A 23491-nucleotide genomic window follows, 5' to 3' on the forward strand; every position below is an offset into this window, starting at 1 on the left:
CTAAATGGCCGTTAAAGTTTTAGTTGTTGATGATTCAAGCTTTTTTCGCCGTAGAGTAAGCGAAATCCTTGAGCAAGATAGCGATATACAAGTTATAGGCTTTGCTGTTAATGGCAGAGAGGCTGTTGAGAAAGCAGCTCAATTGCGTCCTGACATGATCACCATGGATGTCGAAATGCCTGTGCTTGATGGTATTAGCGCAGTTAAAGAGATAATGGCGAGTAACCCAACTCCTATCTTAATGTTTTCATCACTTACACGTGATGGTGCAACAGCAACGTTTGATGCGTTAGATGCTGGCGCAATGGATTTTTTACCGAAAAAATTTGAAGATATTGCACGCAATAATGAAGATGCAATTAAGCTTTTGCAAAGTAAAGTAAAAGATATAGGGCGAAGACGTTTACCGCGAACATTTAGAGCGGCAACACCAGTTAAACCATCCATTTCAACTAAACCAACAAGTTCACTTTCGCAAAGAGCAAGCACATCAACAACTCAAATCAAGCAGCCTGATAGAAGCTTTCAAAGAGCTGCGCCTGCTGCATCGACAAGTTCAAATGTTGCCTCAATGCGAGCAAGTGGAAAACAATATCAACTTTTAGCTATTGGTACTTCTACAGGTGGTCCTGTTGCTTTGCAAACTATATTGACTCAATTGCCTGCTAATTTTCCTCACCCTATTTTACTTATTCAGCACATGCCAGCTGCATTTACACCCGCGTTTGCAGCGCGCTTAAATGGTTTGTGCCAAATAAAAGTGAAAGAAGCACAACAGGGCGATCGCTTACAACCAGGAACTGCTTATTTAGCGCCTGGCGGGCAGCAGATGATGGTAGAGGGGCGTGGAGCTAATAGAACGCTGCGCGTATTTGAAGATCATAGCGAGAGAATAAGTTATAAACCAAGCGTAGATGTAACGTTTGCTAGTGCAGCTAAAGCGTACCAAGGTGATGTACTTGCTATTGTTTTAACAGGTATGGGCGCTGATGGTCGTGATGGTGCAAGAATGTTAAAACAAACGGGGGCAACTATTTGGGCACAAGATGAGAAAAGCTGTGTCGTTTATGGAATGCCCCAAGCAATTGCTAATGCGGGGCTTTCAAGTGAAAGCTTAGCATTGAGCGATGTTGCAGCGCGTATAATGAGAGAGGTAGGTTGTGGATAAACTCTCAATATTTGGACTATTGGTAGCACTCAGTGCAATAGGTCTAGGTTATTCTTTAGAAGGCGGTGTTGTTTCAGCTTTATTTAATGGCCCTGCGCTTATTATTGTACTAGGTGGCACGCTTGGCGCTGTTATGTTGCAAACCTCTGCTAGCACATTCAAAAAAATGATAAATATGAGCTCGTGGGTTTTTGTTGCACCACAATACGATATTGAAGACGCAATAGAGCAAGTTAAACGATGGTCTCATAAAGCACGTCAAGAAGGTTACTTAGCGCTTGAGAATGAAGCCTTAGCTCACCCAGATGCGTATGCAGCAAAAGGTTTAAGCTTACTTGTCGATGGCTGCTCAGAGCAAAAACTACGTGACACACTTGAAATTGATTTACTGCTAGAGCGCGATCGTTTGCTTGAAGCCGCGCGTGTTTATGAAGCAATGGGGGGTTACAGCCCTACCATAGGTATTTTAGGTGCGGTGCTTGGCTTAATACAGGCAATGTCGTTTATTACCGATCCACAAATGCTTGGCGCCGGCGTTGCAACGGCATTTATTGCGACCATTTATGGTGTTGGCTTAGCTAATTTATTGTTTTTACCTATGGCAAATAAGTTAAAACAGCGTGTAGAGCAAAAAATGCTTTACCATGAAATGCTTGCTGAAGGCGTTATTGCAATAAGCATAGGTGAAAGCCCAGTAAATATAGAATTAAAGCTTGAAGCCTATCGTGTAGAGCGCCCTAATTTAGTGGACGAATAACATGTTACGCCGACGACTTCGTCACTCTGCTGCTAAAAGTCAACATACCGAACGTTGGCTTGTATCGTATGCCGATTACATGACTATTATGTTTGCTTTTTTTGTGGTTCTGTATGCGATAGCGATTAATAAAGAAGAACAATTCCAAATATTGTCAGATTCCCTTGAACAGGTTTTTGATAAGTCAGCTCGCCAATACTCCCAGCAAGGTGAAGGTGTCAACGGTAATGGAATATTGACAGATAGAGTGACACCTGAACAAGAAGTTCTTTATGGCGAAAGTATATTAAAAGAAGAGCAAGGTCCTGAGCTACTCGACGGCCAAAGTGATACAAGCAACATCCAGCAAAAGTATTTAGGCAAACCTCTTGATAGTTTACTAATTAAATTACAGTCAGCGCTTATTGATGAAATCCGTGATGGAGAAGCCAGTTTAGAGCTTAACCAAGATTGGCTGATTATAGAGCTAAGCTCAGGTATGTTATTTTCAAGTGGTAGTTCAGTTGCACACTCTCGAGCAAAACAGGTCGTCAAGATTGTTAAAGATATTATTGCACCAGTAGATAACTATGTAAGAGTACGAGGTTATACTGATGATGAAAGTATTCGTAATGAGATATTTCGTTCGAACTGGGAACTGTCGGTAGCTAGAGCCACGTCAATTTTAGTAGAGCTGGAAGCACTAGGCATTAATTCAGCTAGAATGGCGATAGAAGGTTATGGCCAATATTCACCTTTTGCAAGTAACGATACAGAACAAGGGCGCGCAGAAAATCGTAAAGTTGTTATCGCACTTTCTAAGTATGGATTACCGCCAAAACAAGAGGTTAAAAGTGACGGGCAAGCTGATGAGCCTGCAGTGATTGAACCTGAAATTGAACTTCCTTCAGATGACGATACAATAAAAATAATTCGTTTGCCTCATGGCGGTATTCGCATAACAACGCGCAATGAACAGTAATTAGGATGTAATGTGAAGATTTGGACTGTCGCTAATCAAAAAGGAGGGGTTGGTAAAACAACAACCGCAGTGAGCCTTGCCGGTATTTTGGCATTACAAGGTAAACGTGTATTGCTTATAGATACAGACCCTCATGCGTCTCTCACTTATTACTTTGGCATTGACTCAGAGGATTTAGAAGTCAGTGTGTACGATATTTTTGCCCGTGGTACAAGTATGCAAAGTGAAGAGATACTCCAAGCTTTATGTCCATCAACACTTCAAAACCTGGATATTTTACCTGCGACTATGGCAATAGCTACACTTGATCGAAGTATGGGTAATAAAACAGGGATGGGGTTAATACTAAAAAAAGCGCTTGCAAAAATTAGCGAACATTACGATTATGCCATTTTAGATTGCCCTCCAGTTTTAGGGGTGTTAATGGTCAATGCGCTTGCAGCAAGTGAGCGAATTTTAGTGCCAGTGCAAACGGAGTTTTTAGCACTCAAAGGGCTTGATAGAATGATGCGTACTATGGATTTGATGCAATCCTCTCAAGCAAAAGATTATCAATATACTATAATTCCTACCATGTACGACAAACGTACCAAAGCATCGTTAGAAGCATACAAAACATTGCAAAGTACATATGGTGATAAAGTTTGGCCAGGTGTGATACCGGTGGATACCAAATTTAGAGATGCAAGCTTTGCACAAAAAGTACCTGTAGAGTATTGTCCTCGCTCGCGCGGTGTATACGCATATAAAGCACTGCTAGAATATTTAATTGAACAAGGTTAATGAATGAGTAAGCAATTGTTTGCTAATGAAAAAGTAATGAAACAATACCTAGGGGCTTTGTTATGTGAAGATGAGCCTGTAGATAACCTTGAGCCAGTTGCAAAATTACTTGAGCAAATCCCAGATGATTCACAACATCATATTCATTCAAAACCTAAAGAACAATTAAAAGCAGCAGAGAGTACATTTGATAATGACTTGCTCAATGTTGAAATTGAGCCAATAGCTGAGCCAGCGTTTGAAACTGAAAAAGTTAATGAAGTGGTTGACGAGGAAGTAATAGCACCTGCAATTACTACTATAGAAAAGCCAGAGCTGGAGATTGTAACTACTAGCCAATCAGACTATTTTGATGGTGAATTTCAGGCACTGTTTTTTGAAGTTGCTGGCTTGACCTTGGCTGTGCCATTAAAAGCACTCGGCGGAATACATCAATTAGGTGAAGTAAATCATTTGTTTGGTAAGCCGAAATGGTTTAAAGGCGTTATGCTCAACAGAGAAGAAAAGCTTAATGTTGTTGATACTGCGCGTTGGGTTATGCCAGAAAAATATGATGATAAATTAGAGGCATCTTTAGATTATCAATATTTGATTACACTAGGTGATAGCCAGTGGGGTTTATTAGCTGAAAAGTTGATAAATAACATTACATTGAGTAAAGAAGATGTAAAATGGCGTACAAATAAAAGCAAGCGCCCATGGCTTGCTGGCGTTATAAAAGAAAAAATGTGTGCTTTGATAGACGTAGATAATTTAAATATATTATTAGAGAAAGGCTTAGATAGCCGTCAGTAGTAATGACCATTACGGGGTAATAGCATGAATCAAGATAAATTACTGTCAGCAAATAAAAACGCAGATAATAACGATGAAATTTTACAGTGGGTTACGTTTAAGCTAGAGGAAGAAACCTACGGCGTAAATGTAATGCAAGTACAAGAAATACTTCGTTATACAGAGATAGCTCCTGTACCAGGTGCACCTTCATATGTGATTGGTATTATTAACTTACGCGGCAACGTTGTTACCGTTATTGATACTCGCGCACGTTTTGGTTTGCTAGCTGCTGATGCAACTGACAACTCTCGCATCTTAATTATTGAAGCTGAAGAGCAAGTTATTGGCATTTTAGCCGACAGTGTATCGGAAGTGGTTTACTTGCGCAGCTCTGAAATCGACAGTGCACCAAATGTTGGTACTGAAGAAAGCGCTAAGTTTATTCAAGGTGTTTGTAACCGCGATAATGAATTACTGATTTTGGTTGATTTAAATAAGTTACTCAGTGATGACGAATGGGATGAGTTAAGCGATATATAAGCTTTACCAAATAAATTATGGTGTTACTTAGTATAGCTATATCAGCGTTAGCGGTAGGACTTATATCGCTGGCGTTAATTATTGCATTAAAAAATAAACACGCGAATGAAATTAATGCTGTATCGCAGCAGCTTAAAGATAGCTCTGAGCAGACTCATATTTTGCGCAGTGAAATTTCGGAGATTAGAACCGGGCTCTTAAGTATTGGTAAGCGAGTGCTTGAAGTCGAACAACAAAACCAAGATTTAATGCAACAGCAAGCGGCGCAAAAATACGATGACCCTGATGCTAAAATTTACTCTCGTGCTGTAAAAATGGTTGAGTTAGGTGCAGACCTTGATGAAGTAATACGCGAGTGCGAACTACCACGAGCAGAAGCCGAATTACTATTTTCATTACATAAACAAAAAGGTGCTTAGCGCCTTTTTTTATGTGCGGATAAATTGGCTCAAGCCTTAATATTTAACTTACCTTGAAAATCCTGCCAACCTGGCGGAAATTGACCTCTTAATACATACGAAAACGCAATAAGCTCTGCAATAACATAATAAAGCTCTTTAGGAATTTCTTCTCCTAACTCTAAATGCGACAACGTTTTAGCAAGTGCTGCATCTTCGTGGATCATAATTCCTTTTAGTTTAGCCGCTGCAATTATTTCATCAGCTAATTCACCAAACCCTTTAACACTTACAGTGGGTGTGTTTCCAGCTTCGTACAAAAGCCCAATGGCTGATTTATTAATCGGTGTTTCATTCATAGCTAAACCTTAATATTAATAATTGCGTGAGATTTATAGAATGCCTGATTGTTGGCATCGCCTCTCTTTAAGTTGAGCTCCCCAACTTGTAAGCCATGTTTAGCTAGTTTTGATCTTAAATTATCTAAGTGAGGGTGAGCAATTGCACTTACTTCTTGGCTCGAGGCTAATAGCTGGCAATCGAGTGCTTTATCCATTAACTCAGCAGTAATTTGTAGCTGCCCAAGTTGGGCATAATCAAAGTTTAATCTGACAAACCATACATTTTTATCTTCTAATTTACCGGCGCTTGGCTTTTTATACTGTCCAAGTGTTATTTCTGTTTGGGCTGCTTCTGGAGGTAATCTCATCGGTAATAAAAATTGTGCAAGCGGGTTTGTGTCTGGCTGTTGATTTGGTGTTGAGACACTTACTTGGGTAAGTGTGTTTTTAACGTGTACGATTTCGCTGGCCAAAGCTTGTACTTGAGCTTGTTGAAGCTGTTCAAGCATTTTTGCTCCCGTGTTACCCATTTTAAAAGTAGGTATAAGCACTTGTAAGAGAGCATCTAAGCCAGTTTGATTATTAAAACTGATAGGCGTTACTGATTGGCTAATCAGAGGCGCAGCTAAAATACTCACAGCCACCTGTTCAAGCCCTTTAGTGAAACTACTTTGTAGCATATCACCCGCTAGTTGAGTGGGCTGTAAAGTAGCAAGTATCTCACGCTGTATGGTTGCAGGGTTTATGTTATTACTTGAAACCATACGGTTAAATGCCTGATTAATTAAGCGAGTTAAATCAGGGGTGTCTTTTGTTGCCTTATCTGTAATATCAGTAATTTGACTGCTTAAAAGTTGTTTATTGTAAGCCAGCCTATCTGTAGGGGTTGTGGCATCAGGAAGCTTTAATAATGTACTTAATAGTTTTGCTTCTATTGGTTGTAGCATTTGACTACGAGAGGGCGCATTAGATAACGGCTCAGTTAACAAGGTAATGCTTTTACTGTTCACTGTGCTTGTGTTGTTTTGATTATTATCGTTTATTGCAAGCTGTGCTGAGGAGGTGGTAAGTCCCTTAGTGACTACTTCATTGGTAAGGTTAACCAAGGCGTTCGGTTTACTGTTTTCACTAGTAATAAGGGGTTTTAATTGGCTTGCTTTTAAATCACTTGGCTTAGCGCTCGCCACTTCACCTGGGGTAGTATTATTTGTTATTGGCGTGTAGGTTGTTGCTGTGTTTGCAGGTGTTTGCCAAACACTAACACTTCCTTTTACTAGTTGCGTTAATTGTACAATCGGCGGGAGCCTTGAAAAGTGCTCTGGCAAAATATTGCTCGTATTGTTATTTAACGCAGTACTCACACTTTGAGTAATGTTAACTCTATTTAGCGGTGATTCACTCAGTTGTATAGCTAAAGACGTTTTTTGTTGCGCGGGCGAAGTTGATAGCTGCGTTAACTCAGATTTACTTACTGTAGCAAAAGGCTTATTTTCAAAATATTTAACCGCATCATTAATTCGCGTTTTTAAATCACTAAAACTACTTTGTAGCCACGATTTTATTGGACTATTTAGGGTCAATAATGGATTTACTTTTACATTACTTGCAGAAACGGCTACTTCAGGTGCATTGCTTTTTTGCGCTAAAAGTAACTCGTTGAATGGTTTTGAGAATGAGTTGTTAAGCGTTACTTTTATATTGTTTGTATCGGTTTTAATAAATAATTTATCTGCCTGGTTCACTAAATTTACTTTAATAGGTGTATTCGGTAGTTCGGCAAGTTGTTGATTAGTGATAGGTGTTGTAAATGAACCTGACTTTTGAGGATGAGTTAAAATAGCCAGTTTTGGTGTTACTTGAAGCTGCGCACTGGGTAATAAGGCCGCGAGTAAATTAGTAAGTTTAGTTTGGCTAAGTGGTTGCGAGTGAACCGTATCAACAAAGCGGTTAATAACATTAATCTGTGCGCCTTTATTAGTCGTACTAACAACTACTTTTAAAGGCTGTTCAGTTGTAAGTAACTGGGCTACGTCTTTATTTATGGCAATACTTGCGTTGAGTTTATCAATAACTAACTTGGGAGACGGGGATACAGCAACTTTTACATCCATTGGTTGGCTTTGTACCTCAGTGCCCGTGCTTACATAATTTAACAAGCGCTGCAATTGTACCGGCTGATTTAAAGTAAGGGTTGTACTGTTTGGCGATATGTTGAGCTGCTTACCATCAGGGCTGATTTGTATGTTAGCACTGACTATTTTTTGCAGGTTTTGTGGTGTGCTTGTAGTGCCAAGCCTTAATGTTTGCCAATGCTTATCAATAAATACATCAAGCGTAATCGAGTCTTTCGAAAATTGGATGTTTTTAGCCGCAAGTACCTCACTAGGTAACTGTGGTAACTCATTGGTCTGGCTGTGAGCAGATTGATTGATAACCAATGAGTTAGATAATGTTATTTGCGTTGGTGTATTCATTATTTTAAATCAAGTTTTTGTTAATCGATTATAAAGCAATATTCGTATTACCCTATCATTATGGTAGACTAACGCCTAATTTTTGGCAGAGAGAATCGTCATCTTGTTACACATTAAGTCCGTCACCTGCATCAAGCAAGATCGTTGTTTGTTTGCGGATCTTAATTTTAGCCTTAATAGCGGTCAAATCATGCAATTAGCGGGTCCTAATGGGGCTGGTAAAACATCGCTATTGCGTATTATTGCTGGCTTTTCTGTGCCTGATGAAGGGTCTGTTCTGTTCCAAGAACAACCTATATCTAAGTACTATGAAGAGTATGCCAGAGAGCTGCTTTTTATAGGGCATAAAACAGGTGTAAGTACTCAGCTTAGTGCAGTTGAAAATGTTCGCCACTGGTTACAAATCAATGGCTACATAAATGAGCCTGATTTATATCCTATTTTAGCGCAACTTGGCCTTGTTGGACTTGAAGATGTACCCGTTAGAATGCTATCTGCTGGACAACAAAGACGTGTAGCGCTAGTTAGGCTTTGGTTAAGTGATGCTAAATTATGGGTACTTGATGAGCCATTTACCGCGCTTGATAAAAGCGGTGTCGCCTTTTTACAGCAGCGATTTACTGAACACTTACAAAGCGGTGGTGCCATTTTATTAACGACCCACCAAGACTTAACGACCCACTTTAGTAACTTACAAACGGTTACATTGGAGTATCGCCACTAATGACTCGTCAACACTCTTATTGGTTGCTATTTAGTGCGGTATTTACCAAAGATGTAAAACTTGCGTTTCGCCAGCGCGCCGAAATTGTAAATCCTATTTTATTCTTCTTAATTGTAATTTCATTATTTCCGTTAGCAATAGGGCCTGAGCCCGGTCTACTTGCGAGAATGGCGCCAGGTATTATTTGGGTTGCCGCATTACTCTCTACCATGTTGGGTTTAGATAAGTTGTTTAGGGATGATTTTAACGATGGCTCGTTGGAGCAGTTAATTGCATCCTCTTATCCATTATCGCTAACCGTACTTGCTAAAGTGGCTGCTCATTGGGTGGTAACAGGTTTACCGCTTGTATTAATGACCCCGTTGTTTGCGTTGTTGTTAAACCTAGAAAGTACGGCGTTAACAGCAACCGTTTTAACATTATTATTAGGCACACCATTATTGAGCTTTATTGGCGCAATAGGCGCTGGGCTTACTGTGGGATTACAAAAAGGGGGTATTTTGATGAGTTTACTCGTACTGCCTTTGTATATTCCTGTTTTGATTTTTGCAACGTCGGCTATCGATACCAGCACCATGTCGCTGGATTATAGTGGGCAGCTTGCCATCCTTGGTGCAATGTTACTTATTGCTATTATTAGCGCACCAATTGCCATATCGTCAGCTTTAAAAGTGAGTGTAAGTTAATGTGGAAGTGGTTACATCCCTATGCTAAAGCAGAGCGTGCATACCAGTTATGCAATACGTTACTGCCATATTTTGCCGTAGTTACCGTAGTTAGTATGATTGTTGGATGGGTATGGGGGCTTGGTTTTGCACCTGCCGATTACCAACAAAAAGACAGCTACCGTATCATTTTTATTCATGTGCCTTCTGCCATTTTATCTATGGGCGCCTATTCCTCAATGGCTATTGCCGCCATTGTTGCACTTGTATGGCAGCTACGAAATGCCGAGCTTGCTGTTATTGCTATTGCGCCTGTTGGTGCATGTATTACTGCTATAGCGCTAATTACTGGCGCTGCTTGGGGCAAACCTATGTGGGGTGCTTGGTGGGTATGGGATGCACGTTTAACGTCTGAGCTTATTTTATTATTTTTATATCTTGGCGTGCTTTCGCTTTACCATGCATTTGAAGATAAGAAGTCAGCAGGGCGTGCGGCTTCTATTTTAGCAATTGTTGGCGTAATTAATTTACCTATTATTCATTACTCTGTTGAGTGGTGGAATACGTTACACCAAGGTGCAAGCATTACAAAGCTGGATACAAAAGCAATAGATCCAAGTATGTTTTGGCCTCTTATGGTTAATATTTTAGCCTTTGCTGCTTTTGTTGGAACAGTGACTTTAATTCGTCTTAAAAATGAAATTTTACAACGAGAAAAGCACCGACCGTGGGTGCGCTCGTTGTTAAATAAGGGGTAATTATGCAGTTTGACTCTTTTTCTGATTTTATTGCAATGGGAGGTTATGGATTTTATGTCTGGCTTTCTTTTGGTACATGCGCACTTATTTTACTCGGTATTTTAGTGAACTCTTTGAGAGACACCAAACGTATTATGGCTTCAGTTGAGCAACAAATAATACGTGAAGCGCGAATTAAAAAAGCTAAGCAGGAACAAATCTCATGAATCCAAGACGTAAAAAGCGCCTATTGGTAATCATTGCCGTACTGTTTGGTATTGGTGGGTCAATTGGTTTAGTGCTTTATGCACTGCAAGAAAATATTAATCTTTTTTATACGCCAAGCGAATTAATTGATGGCAAAGGCCCTAACAAAGAAAAACCACATATAGGTCAAAAGTTACGTATTGGCGGCATGGTTGTGCCAGGAACGGTTGAGCGTAATGAACAAAGCTTACAAGTAAGCTTTAAGTTGATAGATACAGGCCCATTAGTGACTGTGCGTTATCAAGGCATATTGCCAGACTTGTTTCGTGAGGGGCAAGGCATTGTAGCGCAGGGCGTATTAGTCGAGCCTAATGTTATTGAAGCATTTGAAGTGCTTGCAAAGCATGACGAAGAATATATGCCAGCAGAAGTTGCAGAGGCAGTTAAAGGTATTAAGCACGAAAAACCAAAATACAACTTAGATAGTGGTAATTAGCTATGATCCCAGAAATTGGTTATTTTTCTTTAACGCTTGCCATGGTGCTAAGCGTTTTACTGTGTATTTTTCCTCTTTGGGGCGCGCATACTGGTAATCTTCGATTAATGCGTGCGGCTCCATCTTTAGCAATAGGCCAGTTTGCTTTTGTACTAATCTCATTTGCTGCACTTATTTATGCAAGTTTAACAGACGACTTTACCGTATCTTACGTAGCGTATCATTCAAGTAGTACGCTGCCTTGGTACTATAAAATTACCTCTACGTGGGGCGGTCATGAAGGAGCTATTTTATTATGGTTAGTAATGCAAGCGGGTTGGACTGCTGCTGTAGCAGCGCGTTCTAAATCATTACCTTGGGTATTACGTGCTCGCGTACTGGGTGTACTTGGTTTTTTAGGTGTAGGTTTTATGATGTACACCTTACTGCTTTCAAGCCCGTTTGAGCGCCTACTTCCTTATTTTCCGGTAGAAGGGCGTGATTTGAATCCGCTGCTTCAAGATCCAGGTATGATTATTCATCCACCATTACTGTACATGGGTTATGTGGGGCTGTCGGTTGCTTTCTCTTTTGCTATAGCTGCATTGTTAACTGGTAAACTTGATAACACATGGGCTAAATGGTCACGCCCGTGGACGATGACTGCATGGGGTTTCTTAGGTTTAGGTCTTACTATTGGTAGCTGGTGGGCGTATTCAGAACTAGGCTGGGGCGGCTGGTGGTTTTGGGATCCAGTAGAAAACGCAGCGCTTATGCCTTGGCTTGTTGCAACCGCATTACTGCATTCATTAAGTGTGACAGAAAAGCGCGGTATATTTAAATCATGGACAGTATTACTCGCAATTGCAGCATTCTCTTTAAGTTTGCTAGGTACGTTTATTGTACGCTCGGGTATTATTGTATCGGTACATGCGTTTGCTACAGACCCTGATAGAGGCTTATTTATACTCGCCTTTTTAGGCATAGTTGTCGGTGGTGGCTTGGCGTTATATGCAATGCGTGTGTCACAAGTTCACAGTGAAGGACGATACAAGCTGGTATCGCGCGAAGTGGCGTTATGGCTCAATAATATATTTTTAGTTGTTGCTACATTAATTGTTATGTTAGGTACATTGTTGCCAATGGTTCATAAAGAAATGGGCTTAGGTAGCATTTCTATTGGCGAACCGTTTTTTAATAAGATGTTTGCAATAATTTTAGTACCGTTTGCTATTTTGATGGGTATAGGACCACTTTTACGTTGGAAGCAAAACAAATGGGCTTTTTTGCAAAACAAAATATTAATGGGCGTATTAGCAAGTGTTGTGATTACCTGCGCTTGGTTGTTCTCAAGTTACGATTTAGTAAAACCACTTACGTTATTAGCGACAACACTGGCGGTTTGGATTGCAATATCAACAGGGATTGATATTTACACCAAAGCAGCTGTGCACGGGAGCTTAAAAGAAGGCTTAAAACGCTTTACTGTAAGTTACTGGGCTATGGTACTTGGGCATATTGGTATTGCATTTATTATTGCGGGCGTAACACTTACCTCTGCTTATTCAGTAGAGCGTGATGTATCGATGAAACCGGGTGAAATAGCACAGCTTAATGAGTATGAATATCGCTTTGATGGCGTTAAAACTATTCGTGGGCCAAACTACAGCGGTCATGCGGGCGTTGTATCTGTGCTTAAAAATAATGAGCTAGTAACACGTTTACACGCCGAAAAACGTAAATATGACATTGGTATGCAGTTTATGACTGAGGCGGCAATAGATGCCGGTTTTAAACGTGATTTATATTTAGCATTAGGTGAGCAATTAAGTGGTGATGCATGGTCACTTCGCATTTATCATAAACCATTTGTACGCTGGATATGGATTGGTGGCGTGCTTATGTCATTTGCAGGTTTCATGATTTTGTTTGATAAACGTTACCGTACATCAGCTAAAACAGCCCGTAAAGATGTACCGGAGAGTGTTTTATGAACCGTAAAATTTTAGCTATTGCGCCGCTTTTAGTGTTTGCTTTTGTGTGTGTATTTTTATACCAAGGTCTTTTTGCCAACCCTCGTGAAATTCAAACAGGGCGGTTAGGTCAAGAAATGCCAGCATTTAATCTACCTGATTTAATGCAAGACAATAAGCAGTGGACCAACGAGTCGTTAAAAGGTGAAGTTTACTTATTAAATGTATGGGGTACGTGGTGCCCAACATGTTTAGTCGAGCTTGGTTATTTAACTAAGTTACGTGAGCAAGGCGTTAAAATTATTGGACTATATTACGTACAAGGTTACGACGCTGATTTTGATGGCCCGTTTGATATGCAATCACTTCGCAGCGAAGTCACTGATATGCTGCAACGTGCAGGTGACCCTTACCAATTTAATATTTTAGATTTACACCGTACTTTGTCGTTGGATTTAGGCGTGTCGGGTGCGCCAGAAACTTTTTTAGTCGATAAGAACGGCACTATTTTGTTACATCACACCGGTGATATAAATCCGCGAGTATGGCGAGCTAAATTTGCGCCAATTATGCAGGAGCTTAAATAATGAAGTGGTTACTACTTACGCTTAGCCTTTTTGTAAGCATGGGTGCGTTTGCACAGCAAGATCGCTATCAATTTGATAACAACAAACAAGCAATATTGTTTGAAGAGTTAACCAAAGAGCTACGTTGCCCTAAGTGTCAAAATCAAAACATTGCGGACTCCGACGCTGTTGTTGCTAAAGACTTGCGCGATAAAGTGCTCGTATTGGTTAAAGAAGGTAAAAGCAAAGACGAAGTGATTGATTATATGATTGACCGCTTTGGCTATTTTGTTCATTACGACCCACCTGTTACACCAGCGACTTTAGTGCTGTGGGTACTACCGGTATTAATTGTAATTGTTGGCTTTGGTTTTATTGTTATTCGCCAACGAAAAGCATCAGTAAAACAAACATGGAGCAGCGACGATGAAATGCTGCTAGCGAAGCTAATTGAACAAAATAAACGTCAGGAGCAAAGCTAAATGATTTTAATGTGGGCGTGTTTTGCCTTACTCACACTGGTTGCTCTTAGCTTTGTTATGATACCTTTTTTAAAAAAAGAGCGTGTTCAAACGATTACTCATAACGCCAATGCTGAATTAATTAGTATTTATGAGCAGCGTTTAGTCGATTTGCAAACTGATTTAGATAATCAACGCATTGATAGCGTAAATCACGCAGAATCAATTGTTGAATTAAAACGTCGCTTATTGAACGAGCTATCACCAGAGAAATCACTTAACAGCAAAGGTAATAACCGTATTTTTGCTTTAACAGGCGGTGCATTTGTTCTTGCACTTACAGGGATTTTTTATAGTTTTACAGGCAGTCAGCAGCAAATTTCGGCTTGGCATGACGCAATGGATAATTTAGCTGATTATGGCGAGCGTGCTGTAATGCAAAAAGGTGAGCCGCTTAGCCAAAATGAGCTGCAGGCTTTTGCATTGGCGCTTCGTACTAAACTTAGCCGCTCTGGCGATGATGAAGTTGCTTGGATGCTACTTGGTCGAGTGGCTATGTCGCTTAATGAATTTGACATGGCGCAGCAGTCATTTGATAAAGCACTACGTATGAACCCTGATAATATGCAGGTTCTTATTAGTTACAGTCAGGTTTTATTACTTGAAGGTAGCGAAGCTAATATGACTCGTGCGGCAGGTATGCTTTCAAAAGTGCTTAACGTTGAGCCTACTAATTTAGATGCTATTTCGTTACTAGCGCTGATAGCGTATGAGCGTAAAGATTGGCCGCAAGCTAAAACTGCATTTGAAGTTTTATTGGCGAGCATGGAAAAAAATGATTCACGTTATAACATGATCTCAGAACGTATTGCTGATATTGAGCAGCAAATGCAAAGTGAAGGCTCAGTTATGCCAGTGACTACTACAACGGCTGCTATTGCAGTTACAGTCGACATTGCAAAAGAGCTTATTGATAAACAGCCAAAAGACGGTATTTTGTTTATATTTGCAAAAGCTGCAACTGGCTCACCTATGCCATTGGCTGCTGTTAAGCTGACTAAATATTCATTTCCAATTACAGTTGAGTTGAGTGATAGTAGTGCAATGGTTGCAGGGCTTAACTTATCTAGTGCAGAAAATATTATTATTTCGGCGCGTATTTCTATCGATGACTCTGTTATGCCAAGCTCTGGTGAGCTAGAAGGTCATTCACAGGCGTTAAAGCGTGAAAGTGTAAGTGACTACCAACTTCAAATTGATACATTAATACCTTAAGGACGTTAGATGTTAAAACACAGTTTTACTTTTTTATGTTTATTGATACTAGCCGGCTGTGCTCAAGTACCTCAAAGCAAAGTAGATGACAGAGATCCGCTGCAAAGTATTAATCGTCCATTATATGACTTTAATATGGATGTACTGGATGCTTATTTATTGCGCCCAGTTGCTGTAGGTTATGTTGAAGTAACGCCTGTACCGGTAAGAAACGGTATTGTTAATTTTACAGGTAATATCACCGCACCTGTAGATATGATCAATGCGGGTTTGCAAGGTAAACCGGGTAATGCAAGTGTGAGCTTAGCACGCTTTTTAGTTAACTCTACTGTCGGTCTGTTTGGTATCTTTGATGTTGCAAGCTCACTAGGTCTTGAAATAGTCGATGAAGACTTTGGACAAACGTTGGGTGTATGGGGCGTAGGTGATGGCGCCTATTTAATGCTACCAGGTATGGGGCCAACAACAGCACGTAACCTGACCGGTGATGTAGTCGACAACTTTGTATTACCTGAAGTTGCGCTAACGACTCCACAAACTATTTTAGTATTTGTTTTAAAAGCAGTTGAGGCGCGTGCATCATTAATCCCACAAGAAGGGCTATTAAATGATTCACTTGATCCGTACTTATTTGTAAAAGATATTTACTTCCAGCGTCAAATTTATGAGCTGTACGATGGCAATCCACCTATAAAAGAAGAGCCAACTGATTTTGATGAAGACTTTTTAGAAAGTTTATAATTGAAGCCACTGATAAAAACGCCAGCTATATGCTGGCGTTTTTATTTACTGTTTATATAGAACCTGAACTTTGGCTAGAGAAAAATAGACTTAAGTATCATTATAATTCAATATATTAGTAAATACCTTAACCAGAGTTCGGGTTACTTATTTTTCGTTAACTATTAACTGCATTTGCTCATTAACCCAAGTGAGTGCTTCATGATAGGCATCAGGAACTTTTTCACCTAGGTTTAGCTCTTTCGTTAATTCGTTTGCGGCTGACCAGTTAGCTTGTTCATAATACTTAACTAAGTTTAAATATTTTGCTAGCAAGCCTTCATCGTTTAATAACGCTGCTTTTATGTCATTCGAAAGTGGAAGCTTTTTCATAACGCTTTCCATACTCTCATCTAAAATAGCATCCATAAGAGACATCATACCGGTTAAAAATGCCATGCCGGTATCTTTAAATTGTCCATGGGATATAGCGAGTAACTCACCAAAACGAGCGCGCGTAAGCGATAGCCTAATTAGCTCTACAGGTTTATCTGCTGATACTTGCGCTGCAAATAATAATGATAGTAGCTTTTTAATTTCGTTAGCGCCAAGCACTATAAGGGCTTGCTTAATGGTACTTATTTCAGCACGCCTTGCAAAGGCAGCAGAATTTGAATACCTAAGTAATTTGTAAGATAGGTTTACATCACGCTCAAACACATCAGTGATTTTTTTAAGATCCATATCAACGCTTGATGTTTCGTAAAGTAATTCAGCTAATGCCATTTCTGAAGGCGGTAGAGCCTTACTTTGTACCATTTCCGGTTTGGAGAAGAAAAATCCTTGGAAATAATCAAAACCAAGCTCTAGAGCTTGTTGGTAAATTTCATAGGTTTCTACTTTTTCGGCAAGTAACTTAATATGCGAGTGCAGTTTTAAATCATTAAGAACCGTTTTTATTGTATCTATATCAGATGCTAAAAAGTCTATTTTAATAATATCAATAAATGGATAAAAGTGGCGCCAAACAGGCTGATGAATATAGTCATCAAGAGCAATAGTGTAACCTTTATCTTTTAGATCTTTCACTATGGCTAATAATCGCTTCCCAGGTTGCACAGTTTCAAGGATTTCTACAACTACAGTATCTTTGCCCAATAGTGTTGGGTAGCCCTTTGATAGCGTTTCTAGGGTGAAATTTATATAGGCGGGTTTATTGTCGGTTAAATCTTCTAAGCCGAAATTAAACTGACTACCTTCAATTAGTCGTGTAGTTGCCTCGTCACCGTCTATATCGGGAAATACGTTATCAACGCCATCGCGAAATAAAAGTTCATATCCGATGAGCTTTTTATCTCTGTCTAAAATAGGTTGGCGTGCAGCGTAAAAATACATAAACAGTTCCGTAAGAGTAATCTAATTAGGTATTGTAATAATATATGGCAAAAGACTCAAAATAGCATTACGTATATTTGCTAGATTAATAAATTATCATTAAAAATTAAGGTGTTTCTAGTATTTAATTTATTATATTTCACCAATTCGCTTTAAAATTATTCAACATGAGTATTTTTGTATCAGGTGAGGGCAACAAGTTGGAGATTTTATTATCAAGCATGATATAGTCAGCGAGAATGGTTTTTACCCCAATAGTGTCTTAACTATAAAATTTTAAGAGTCATTATTTGGATTAAAGCCTATTATTATTAATTATGCGGAGGCTAATTTGGAAACAGGAATGATTATTTCACTAGCATTATATTTTATTGTAATGTTAGGTATCGGACTATATGCATATAAGCAATCTACTGACGATGTATCTGGTTACATGTTAGGTGGACGAAATCTATCTCCAAGTGTAGCTGCACTGTCTGCAGGTGCATCTGATATGAGTGGCTGGATTTTAATGGGCCTACCTGGTGCGATGTTTGTTACTGGTTTTAGTAGTACATGGATAGCAATTGGCTTGGTGATTGGTGCTTGGTTAAACTATCTGTTAGTTGCACCGAGATTACGTGTTTACACTGAAAAAGCAAATGACTCTATAACCATCCCAGATTACTTTTCAAATCGCTTCAATGATAAATCCAACCTATTACGTGTTGTATCAGCTGTGGTAATTATTGTTTTCTTTACTCTTTATACTTCATCTGGTGTTGTCGCTGGTGGTAAATTGTTTGAAAGTTCATTTGGTTTAACTTATGAGATGGGTTTATACATTACAACGGGCGTAGTTGTTTTATATACCTTGTTTGGTGGTTTTTTAGCTGTAAGCTTAACTGACTTTGTGCAAGGTTGTATTATGTTTATTGCACTTATTCTAGTACCAACGGTTGCATACTCTTTGCTTGAACAACCTTTAGAATCAACTTTACATAGCGTAAATCCAGATATGCTTAACTGGATTGGTGCAGGTTCTGCATTAGGTATTATTTCTGCAATGGCTTGGGGTTTAGGTTATTTTGGCCAACCACATATCATTGTTCGTTTTATGTCGGTACGTAGTGTTAAAGATATGCCTAAAGCACGCCGTATTGGTATGACATGGATGATTGTTGCTGCCATTGGTGCTGTTGGTACTGGTATATTTGGTGCAGCTTATACTTATGAGAACAACATTGTAGTTGAAGACCCTGAAACAATTTTCTTAATTCTTTCTGAATTGCTGTTCCACCCACTTATTGCTGGCTTTTTACTTGCTGCAATTTTGGCTGCGATTATGAGTACTATCTCATCTCAATTATTGGTTAGTTCAAGTTCATTAACAGAAGATTTCTATAAAACATTCTTACGTAAAGATGCCAGTGATAAAGAGCTAGTTGCTGTTGGCCGTATAAGTGTTGCCGTAGTTGCTATGTTCGCTATTTATTTAGCTTACGACAGAGATAGCTCTATTTTAGACCTAGTAAGTAATGCGTGGGCTGGCTTTGGTGCTGCGTTTGGACCACTTGTATTGTTTAGCCTTTATTGGAAACGCATGAACTTTGCTGGTGCGTTAGCTGGTATGTTAGTAGGCGCATTTACTGTGCTAATTTGGATATATGGACCATTTACTATCAATGGTGAAAGCTTAAGTAGCTTTATGTACGAAATAGTACCTGGCTTTATTTTAGCAAGTATTGCAATTGTTGTTGTTAGCTTAGTAACAAAAGAGCCTGAGCAAAACATCACTGCTTTATTTGATGAAGTAGAAAAAGAGCTTTAATTAGCAATTACTATTTATTTTAAAATGAGTAGTAATTAATACCAATCTGCAATAATACTTAATCATTTTGCGGGGCTAAACGTGTTGCTATCGGTGTTAAAAAATTCTCATTTAGAATAACTAAATATCGAATTTTTGCCTAGCTACCAACACGTTTTTCCACCCTCAAAGAGATCACTTAATTAAGCGAATTGGTATAATAAAAAAAGGGAGCAACTTAGTTGCTCCCTTTTTTATTTAGTTTGTCCCGTTCGAGGAGGGAACATTCTATGAATTAACTTACTTTTTTATCGTTGTTATCTTCAATTGATGCAACGTTATCTGACTTTTTACTTTTTGCTGGCGCTTTGGTAACAGCTGGATCTTTGCCACCTTTTAATATGGTCATAAAATCATCTTTGCTTTTCGCTATTTCTAAAGCAAGTGATTCAATTTGTTGCTCACTAAGCGGTACGTCTACCTTTTCTAGCATCAGCTCAAGTGATTCTGCTATATCGAGCATCTTGTCATAAGCATCCGCTTCTTTTTTGGTAGTAAACGTCATACGCTCGACTCCGTTTCGTTCTACAACATATTTAACAACAACAGCCATGATTTCTCCTGCAAAATTGCTTGGCACCGTGGTTTTTAAAAAACCATTAGATTACTGTTTTTATGTACAGTAATGGTTTGTAAGTAAATTTGCAAGCGCGAAGTATTAATTTTTAGGTGTCTTAAATTTGACAAAAAACGGTAACTTTACTTTAGTTAAGCAATCACTTTGTTGTACCAGCTGCATTTTCAGGATTTCGGATCATAGTGATAATGCGTTTAGGTACACTTTAAGTGATGAACTCTACAGTTCCTTATTTATTGATTTCCTGAGCAATACTCAAAATTAAGAAAAGAAGAATAAGGGCAAGTTTAATGAAAACGTTAAAAAATTTACTCATCATAAGTTTATTATGTTTACTACCCGCGACTACCGCGTACGCACAATTATCAGAAGTAACTAAGCAAATGCCTCAAGCTGAGGCAATTAGTATAAATAATGCTGATACAGAGATGCTTGCTAAGTTACCAGGTATAGGTAAGAAAAAAGCGCAGGCAATTGTGGATTATCGTGAAGAAAATGGCAAATTTAAAAGCGTTAGTGATTTATCGCAAGTTAAAGGGATTGGCAAAAAACTTTTAGCTAAATTAGAGGGGAAACTTTCACTTTAATATTTCTAAATAGTAATCAGGGTGCTAGGCGCCCTGATTAAATTGTTTTAGTGCATCGCTTAAGTGCTTTTTAGCAAAGTTAATTTCAATAGGTGTAGTTAATAGTGGATAGCACAATCCGCCAAGTATCAAAAATGGTATTAATATCCAACCTTTAAATACAGTGAATATTAAAAATAGTGGGCTAAGTAATAGCAACTTTATAATACGCAATAGAACTTTATCAGTTGGCGATAGCTTGCTTAATGCAAGCGCAATTACGTCTTGACGCTGGCGTACTTTTAAATGCTTAAGCTGGTCTAATTGGCTTGAAAAAAATGTAAACATATCAAATCGACTTTTTAATTAACAAACGGGCAATAATTATAATAAATAGCGTTAGTGAGAAAATCCCAAATATCACTTCCATCCAAGCAGGCATGCTCATGCCAACAAACTGCCAATCTATATTTCCACAATCTCCGGTAGCTTGAAAAAAGCTAGGTATCCATTCATGTAGTGGCATAAATGATGGGAAATTTGGTTCAAACTCGCAGCTAAATGCAAAAGGGTCTGTGGTGGTTTGCATATCAATATGTTCGCGAGCAATTAAGTATCCCCAAACACTCGATATCCCCCAAATAACATACGCTATCATACGCACAGTTTTACTTTGTGGTTTACTCGAGCCTACAATCCCTGCGCCTAATAAACCCAATACTGCAGTGCGTTGATATATACACATTATGCAAGGCGCTAACCCCATTTTGTATTGAAAGAAAAGAGCGGTAACTTCAAGTAAAAAAACGATAGCTGTAAATAAAAGCCACGGGGTTCGTTTGGTAGGTAATTGTGCAAGCCAGTTCATAAAAATTCCGCGTTTTAATAGGACGTTAGATTATGACGTAGGATAAAGTATGCAGCAACAAAAAGGAAAAAAAAGCTACCGAAGTCGCTTTTTATAAGATGAAATTAATGACTACTCAATTCAGCCTTAGCAAAGGTTAAAGACGTTCTATTATTTCCCCATCGATACATAAGCTCAGTTATATTGCTTACTTATACTAAGGTGATGCATCATCTAAAGAATTTTTTATGGTTGTACTTTTTCTTATGGCAAGTGCGGGATAAGTTAATTAAGCTCAGGCGCTGCGTAAATAAAAATATCTCCATAATAACAATGTACCTACAATGAATATTGCTTTAGATATTCATGCATTGTAGCTAAATTAGAGAAACCCAAATTTAATTATTTATTAATTTTAAATTTCTACCCATTTGCTTTATTAATATATATTACTTTACTTGTTAGTTGTGCTTCGTCTGGTACAATCAGTCAGTTATTCGTGTAAAACGATGAGTGTTGATTAATTCGAGTGGGAACTGGATGAGAATTTTTAAAGCGAAAAGCCCAGCAGGATTTGCTGAAGAATATATAGTTGAGTCCATTTGGAACGGCGATTTCCCTCCAGGTTCAATTTTACCTGCCGAGCGAGAACTTTCAGAGTTAATTGGTGTTACAAGAACAACCTTGAGAGAAGTGTTACAGCGTTTAGCGCGTGATGGTTGGCTCACAATCCAGCATGGTAAACCTACAAAAGTAAATAACTTTTGGGAGACGTCAGGCTTAAACATTCTTGAAACATTAGCGCGCTTAGATGAAGACAAGATGCCAGAGCTGACAGATCAGCTTTTATCTGCACGTACTAATATTAGTGCTATTTATACACGTGCTGCAATTAAGTTAAATCCTGAACGCGTGATTGAAATTTTATCGCAAAGCCATGAGCTAGAAGACACCGCACAAGCATTTGCTGACTATGATTATAAAGTGCATCACGAATTAGCCGTTGCGGGTAATAACCGTATTTATGTATTAATACTTAATGGCTTTAGAGGCTTTTATTCAAAGATTGGTTGTCATTACTTCTCTGATGCCGGAACTCGTGAACTTGCTCGTCAGTTTTATAAAGATTTAACCATTTTGGCAGAAAATAAAGAGCATGATGGTGCTATTTCTATGATGCGTAAATATGGTCATCAAACGGGTGAGATTTGGCAAAAAATCCGTGGTGATATGCCCTCAGATATAATGGACTAAGTCTAAGCGAGAAACCTGTATTTGCAGGTTTTTTTATATCTGTAAAATTTAGCGCCACCGTACATTAAACTCTAAAAAGTTTAATGTATAAACCACTTCGATATTTTTAAAATTTCTACTTAGTTACAACGCAACTTACCCTTTAAAATAGACCTATTATTTAAGCAGATTAGTGCAAGTTGCAAGTGTTCGTTATTTTCGATTGCTCACATCGTTAAATGCGATTGTTCTTTTGTAGTGAATAACTTTAGAATGCCAATTAATTATATGTATGCGCTATTGGTTTTTAATTTTTAGCGCCCATATAAGTACCAGCATTGCGAAAGCAATTGAAAACAAACTCAAAATATTTGGAGAATAAAATGGGTGTATTAGTAGGCCGCCAGGCACCAGACTTTACCGCTGCAGCTGTTCTTGGTAACGGTGAAATTGTAGATAGCTATAACCTTCATGAAACAATTAAAGGTAAAAAAGCAGTTATCTTCTTTTACCCACTAGATTTCACGTTTGTATGTCCTTCTGAACTTATTGCATTTGATAAGCGTTTTGAAGAGTTTCAAAAGCGTGGCGTAGAAGTAATTGGTGTTTCTATCGATTCACAATTCTCACATAACGCATGGCGTAACACTGCTGTAGCTGACGGCGGTATTGGTAAAGTTCAATACGCACTAGTTGCAGACGTTAAACACGAAATTTGTAAAGCATACGACGTTGAGCATCCAGAAGCGGGTGTTGCGTTCCGTGGTTCTTTCTTAATTGATGAAGAAGGTAACGTACGCCATCAAGTAGTGAACGATTTACCACTAGGTCGTAACATCGACGAAATGCTTCGCATGGTTGACGCGCTAGCGTTCCACACTGAGCACGGTGAAGTATGTCCTGCTGGTTGGACTGAAGGTAAAAAAGGTATGGACGCAAGCCCTGAAGGCGTTGCTAAGTTCTTATCTGAAAACGAAGGCGAGCTATAATTTAGCCCTTAGTTTTAAATAAAAAAACCGCCA

At 38.8% G+C, this 23491-nt stretch carries 27 protein-coding genes; 21 read left to right on the forward strand and 6 right to left on the reverse strand.

The annotated features are described in order from the left end of the window. Positions 1-4: 4 nt before the first annotated feature. From JG479_RS04640 to JG479_RS04670, 7 genes are read left to right on the forward strand one after another with little or no spacing between them, the layout of a single operon-like run. Positions 5-1168 carry a protein-glutamate methylesterase/protein-glutamine glutaminase gene (locus tag JG479_RS04640; RefSeq protein WP_002959301.1) on the forward strand — a complete coding sequence of 388 codons (1164 nt, stop codon included), beginning with the start codon at positions 5-7 and terminating at the stop codon, positions 1166-1168. Then, positions 1161-1925 (forward strand): flagellar motor protein, encoded by a 765-nt coding sequence (locus JG479_RS04645; protein WP_002959300.1) that lies wholly within the window; start codon positions 1161-1163, stop codon positions 1923-1925. The genes JG479_RS04640 and JG479_RS04645 overlap by 8 nt, the downstream gene beginning before the upstream one ends. Before the next feature lies 1 nt (position 1926). Beyond that, complete coding sequence (locus tag JG479_RS04650) at positions 1927-2886, forward strand: flagellar motor protein MotB (RefSeq protein ID WP_024595392.1); 960 nt, start codon at positions 1927-1929, stop codon at positions 2884-2886. Between the two features lie 12 nt (positions 2887-2898). Further along, positions 2899-3669, forward strand: a complete 771-nt coding sequence (locus tag JG479_RS04655; RefSeq protein ID WP_002959298.1) for a ParA family protein — start codon at positions 2899-2901, stop codon at positions 3667-3669. A gap of 3 nt (positions 3670-3672) precedes the next feature. Next, positions 3673-4464: a chemotaxis protein CheW gene (locus JG479_RS04660; RefSeq protein ID WP_002959296.1), complete on the forward strand. Its 792-nt coding sequence runs from the start codon at positions 3673-3675 to the stop codon at positions 4462-4464. A gap of 24 nt (positions 4465-4488) precedes the next feature. Further along, positions 4489-4986: a chemotaxis protein CheW gene (locus JG479_RS04665; protein ID WP_002959294.1), complete on the forward strand. Its 498-nt coding sequence runs from the start codon at positions 4489-4491 to the stop codon at positions 4984-4986. Between the two features lie 17 nt (positions 4987-5003). Continuing rightward, positions 5004-5405: a DUF2802 domain-containing protein gene (locus JG479_RS04670; RefSeq protein ID WP_024595394.1), complete on the forward strand. Its 402-nt coding sequence runs from the start codon at positions 5004-5006 to the stop codon at positions 5403-5405. 29 nt (positions 5406-5434) lie between these two features. Here the strand turns inward: JG479_RS04670 and JG479_RS04675 are convergent, their stop codons facing one another. Together JG479_RS04675 and fliK are read right to left on the reverse strand one after the other, a co-directional pair. Continuing rightward, positions 5435-5743: an EscU/YscU/HrcU family type III secretion system export apparatus switch protein gene (locus tag JG479_RS04675; RefSeq protein WP_182737869.1), complete on the reverse strand. Its 309-nt coding sequence runs from the start codon at positions 5741-5743 to the stop codon at positions 5435-5437. 2 nt (positions 5744-5745) lie between these two features. After that, on the reverse strand, positions 5746-8199 hold the full coding sequence (fliK, locus tag JG479_RS04680) for a flagellar hook-length control protein FliK (protein WP_200220059.1): 2454 nt from the start codon (positions 8197-8199) through the stop codon (positions 5746-5748). A gap of 103 nt (positions 8200-8302) precedes the next feature. Between fliK and ccmA the strand changes: the two genes are divergently transcribed. The 10 genes from ccmA to JG479_RS04730 are packed head-to-tail and all read left to right on the forward strand — an operon-like array spanning position 8303 to position 16023. Beyond that, positions 8303-8923, forward strand: coding sequence for a cytochrome c biogenesis heme-transporting ATPase CcmA (gene ccmA, locus JG479_RS04685; protein ID WP_100218342.1), 621 nt, complete (start codon positions 8303-8305; stop codon positions 8921-8923). After that, positions 8923-9609 carry a heme exporter protein CcmB gene (gene ccmB / locus JG479_RS04690; protein WP_002959286.1) on the forward strand — a complete coding sequence of 229 codons (687 nt, stop codon included), beginning with the start codon at positions 8923-8925 and terminating at the stop codon, positions 9607-9609. The genes ccmA and ccmB overlap by 1 nt, the downstream gene beginning before the upstream one ends. Further along, positions 9609-10346, forward strand: a complete 738-nt coding sequence (locus JG479_RS04695; protein WP_002959285.1) for a heme ABC transporter permease — start codon at positions 9609-9611, stop codon at positions 10344-10346. Before ccmB ends, JG479_RS04695 begins: the two co-directional genes overlap by 1 nt. 2 nt (positions 10347-10348) lie before the next feature. After that, positions 10349-10552 carry a heme exporter protein CcmD gene (gene ccmD / locus JG479_RS04700; RefSeq protein ID WP_002959284.1) on the forward strand — a complete coding sequence of 68 codons (204 nt, stop codon included), beginning with the start codon at positions 10349-10351 and terminating at the stop codon, positions 10550-10552. Beyond that, entirely contained in the window at positions 10549-11028 is a 480-nt protein-coding gene (ccmE, locus tag JG479_RS04705) for a cytochrome c maturation protein CcmE (protein ID WP_002959283.1), read from the forward strand. Before ccmD ends, ccmE begins: the two co-directional genes overlap by 4 nt. 2 nt (positions 11029-11030) lie before the next feature. After that, on the forward strand, positions 11031-13001 hold the full coding sequence (locus JG479_RS04710; RefSeq protein ID WP_002959282.1) for a heme lyase CcmF/NrfE family subunit: 1971 nt from the start codon (positions 11031-11033) through the stop codon (positions 12999-13001). Next, entirely contained in the window at positions 12998-13567 is a 570-nt protein-coding gene (locus JG479_RS04715; RefSeq protein ID WP_002959281.1) for a redoxin family protein, read from the forward strand. Before JG479_RS04710 ends, JG479_RS04715 begins: the two co-directional genes overlap by 4 nt. Next, positions 13567-14028 (forward strand): cytochrome c-type biogenesis protein, encoded by a 462-nt coding sequence (locus JG479_RS04720; RefSeq protein ID WP_002959280.1) that lies wholly within the window; start codon positions 13567-13569, stop codon positions 14026-14028. Before JG479_RS04715 ends, JG479_RS04720 begins: the two co-directional genes overlap by 1 nt. After that, positions 14029-15282, forward strand: coding sequence for a c-type cytochrome biogenesis protein CcmI (gene ccmI / locus JG479_RS04725; protein ID WP_197120736.1), 1254 nt, complete (start codon positions 14029-14031; stop codon positions 15280-15282). Between the two features lie 9 nt (positions 15283-15291). After that, the gene (locus JG479_RS04730; RefSeq protein WP_039484557.1) at positions 15292-16023 is read left to right on the forward strand and encodes an MlaA family lipoprotein; all 732 of its coding nucleotides are present in this window, start codon (positions 15292-15294) and stop codon (positions 16021-16023) included. Between the two features lie 147 nt (positions 16024-16170). Here the strand turns inward: JG479_RS04730 and JG479_RS04735 are convergent, their stop codons facing one another. After that, positions 16171-17397: an EAL and HDOD domain-containing protein gene (locus tag JG479_RS04735; protein WP_004335679.1), complete on the reverse strand. Its 1227-nt coding sequence runs from the start codon at positions 17395-17397 to the stop codon at positions 16171-16173. A 331-nt stretch (positions 17398-17728) separates the two neighbouring features. Here JG479_RS04735 and putP point away from each other — a divergent pair, with 331 nt between their 5' ends. Beyond that, entirely contained in the window at positions 17729-19207 is a 1479-nt protein-coding gene (gene putP, locus JG479_RS04740; protein ID WP_149602304.1) for a sodium/proline symporter PutP, read from the forward strand. Between the two features lie 274 nt (positions 19208-19481). Here the strand turns inward: putP and JG479_RS04745 are convergent, their stop codons facing one another. Next, positions 19482-19799 (reverse strand): YebG family protein, encoded by a 318-nt coding sequence (locus JG479_RS04745; RefSeq protein WP_004335683.1) that lies wholly within the window; start codon positions 19797-19799, stop codon positions 19482-19484. A gap of 314 nt (positions 19800-20113) precedes the next feature. Between JG479_RS04745 and JG479_RS04750 the strand changes: the two genes are divergently transcribed. Then, positions 20114-20410 carry a ComEA family DNA-binding protein gene (locus JG479_RS04750; RefSeq protein WP_200220060.1) on the forward strand — a complete coding sequence of 99 codons (297 nt, stop codon included), beginning with the start codon at positions 20114-20116 and terminating at the stop codon, positions 20408-20410. 24 nt (positions 20411-20434) lie between these two features. On the opposite strand, the gene JG479_RS04755 is transcribed toward JG479_RS04750, so the two are convergent. Next, a complete protein-coding gene (locus tag JG479_RS04755; protein ID WP_039484549.1) occupies positions 20435-20737 on the reverse strand; it encodes a DUF6170 family protein in 303 nt (100 codons plus the stop codon). Between the two features lies 1 nt (position 20738). Continuing rightward, positions 20739-21257 carry a disulfide bond formation protein DsbB gene (dsbB, locus tag JG479_RS04760; RefSeq protein WP_200220061.1) on the reverse strand — a complete coding sequence of 173 codons (519 nt, stop codon included), beginning with the start codon at positions 21255-21257 and terminating at the stop codon, positions 20739-20741. Between the two features lie 519 nt (positions 21258-21776). Between dsbB and fadR the strand changes: the two genes are divergently transcribed. Next, complete coding sequence (gene fadR, locus JG479_RS04765; RefSeq protein WP_004335692.1) at positions 21777-22490, forward strand: fatty acid metabolism transcriptional regulator FadR; 714 nt, start codon at positions 21777-21779, stop codon at positions 22488-22490. Positions 22491-22852: 362 nt separating this feature from the next. Further along, positions 22853-23458, forward strand: a complete 606-nt coding sequence (locus tag JG479_RS04770; protein ID WP_007378637.1) for a peroxiredoxin — start codon at positions 22853-22855, stop codon at positions 23456-23458. Positions 23459-23491: the final 33 nt, after the last annotated feature.

The organism is Pseudoalteromonas sp. LC2018020214 (assembly GCF_016598755.1).
Taxonomy (GTDB): Bacteria; Pseudomonadota; Gammaproteobacteria; order Enterobacterales; family Alteromonadaceae; genus Pseudoalteromonas; species Pseudoalteromonas distincta.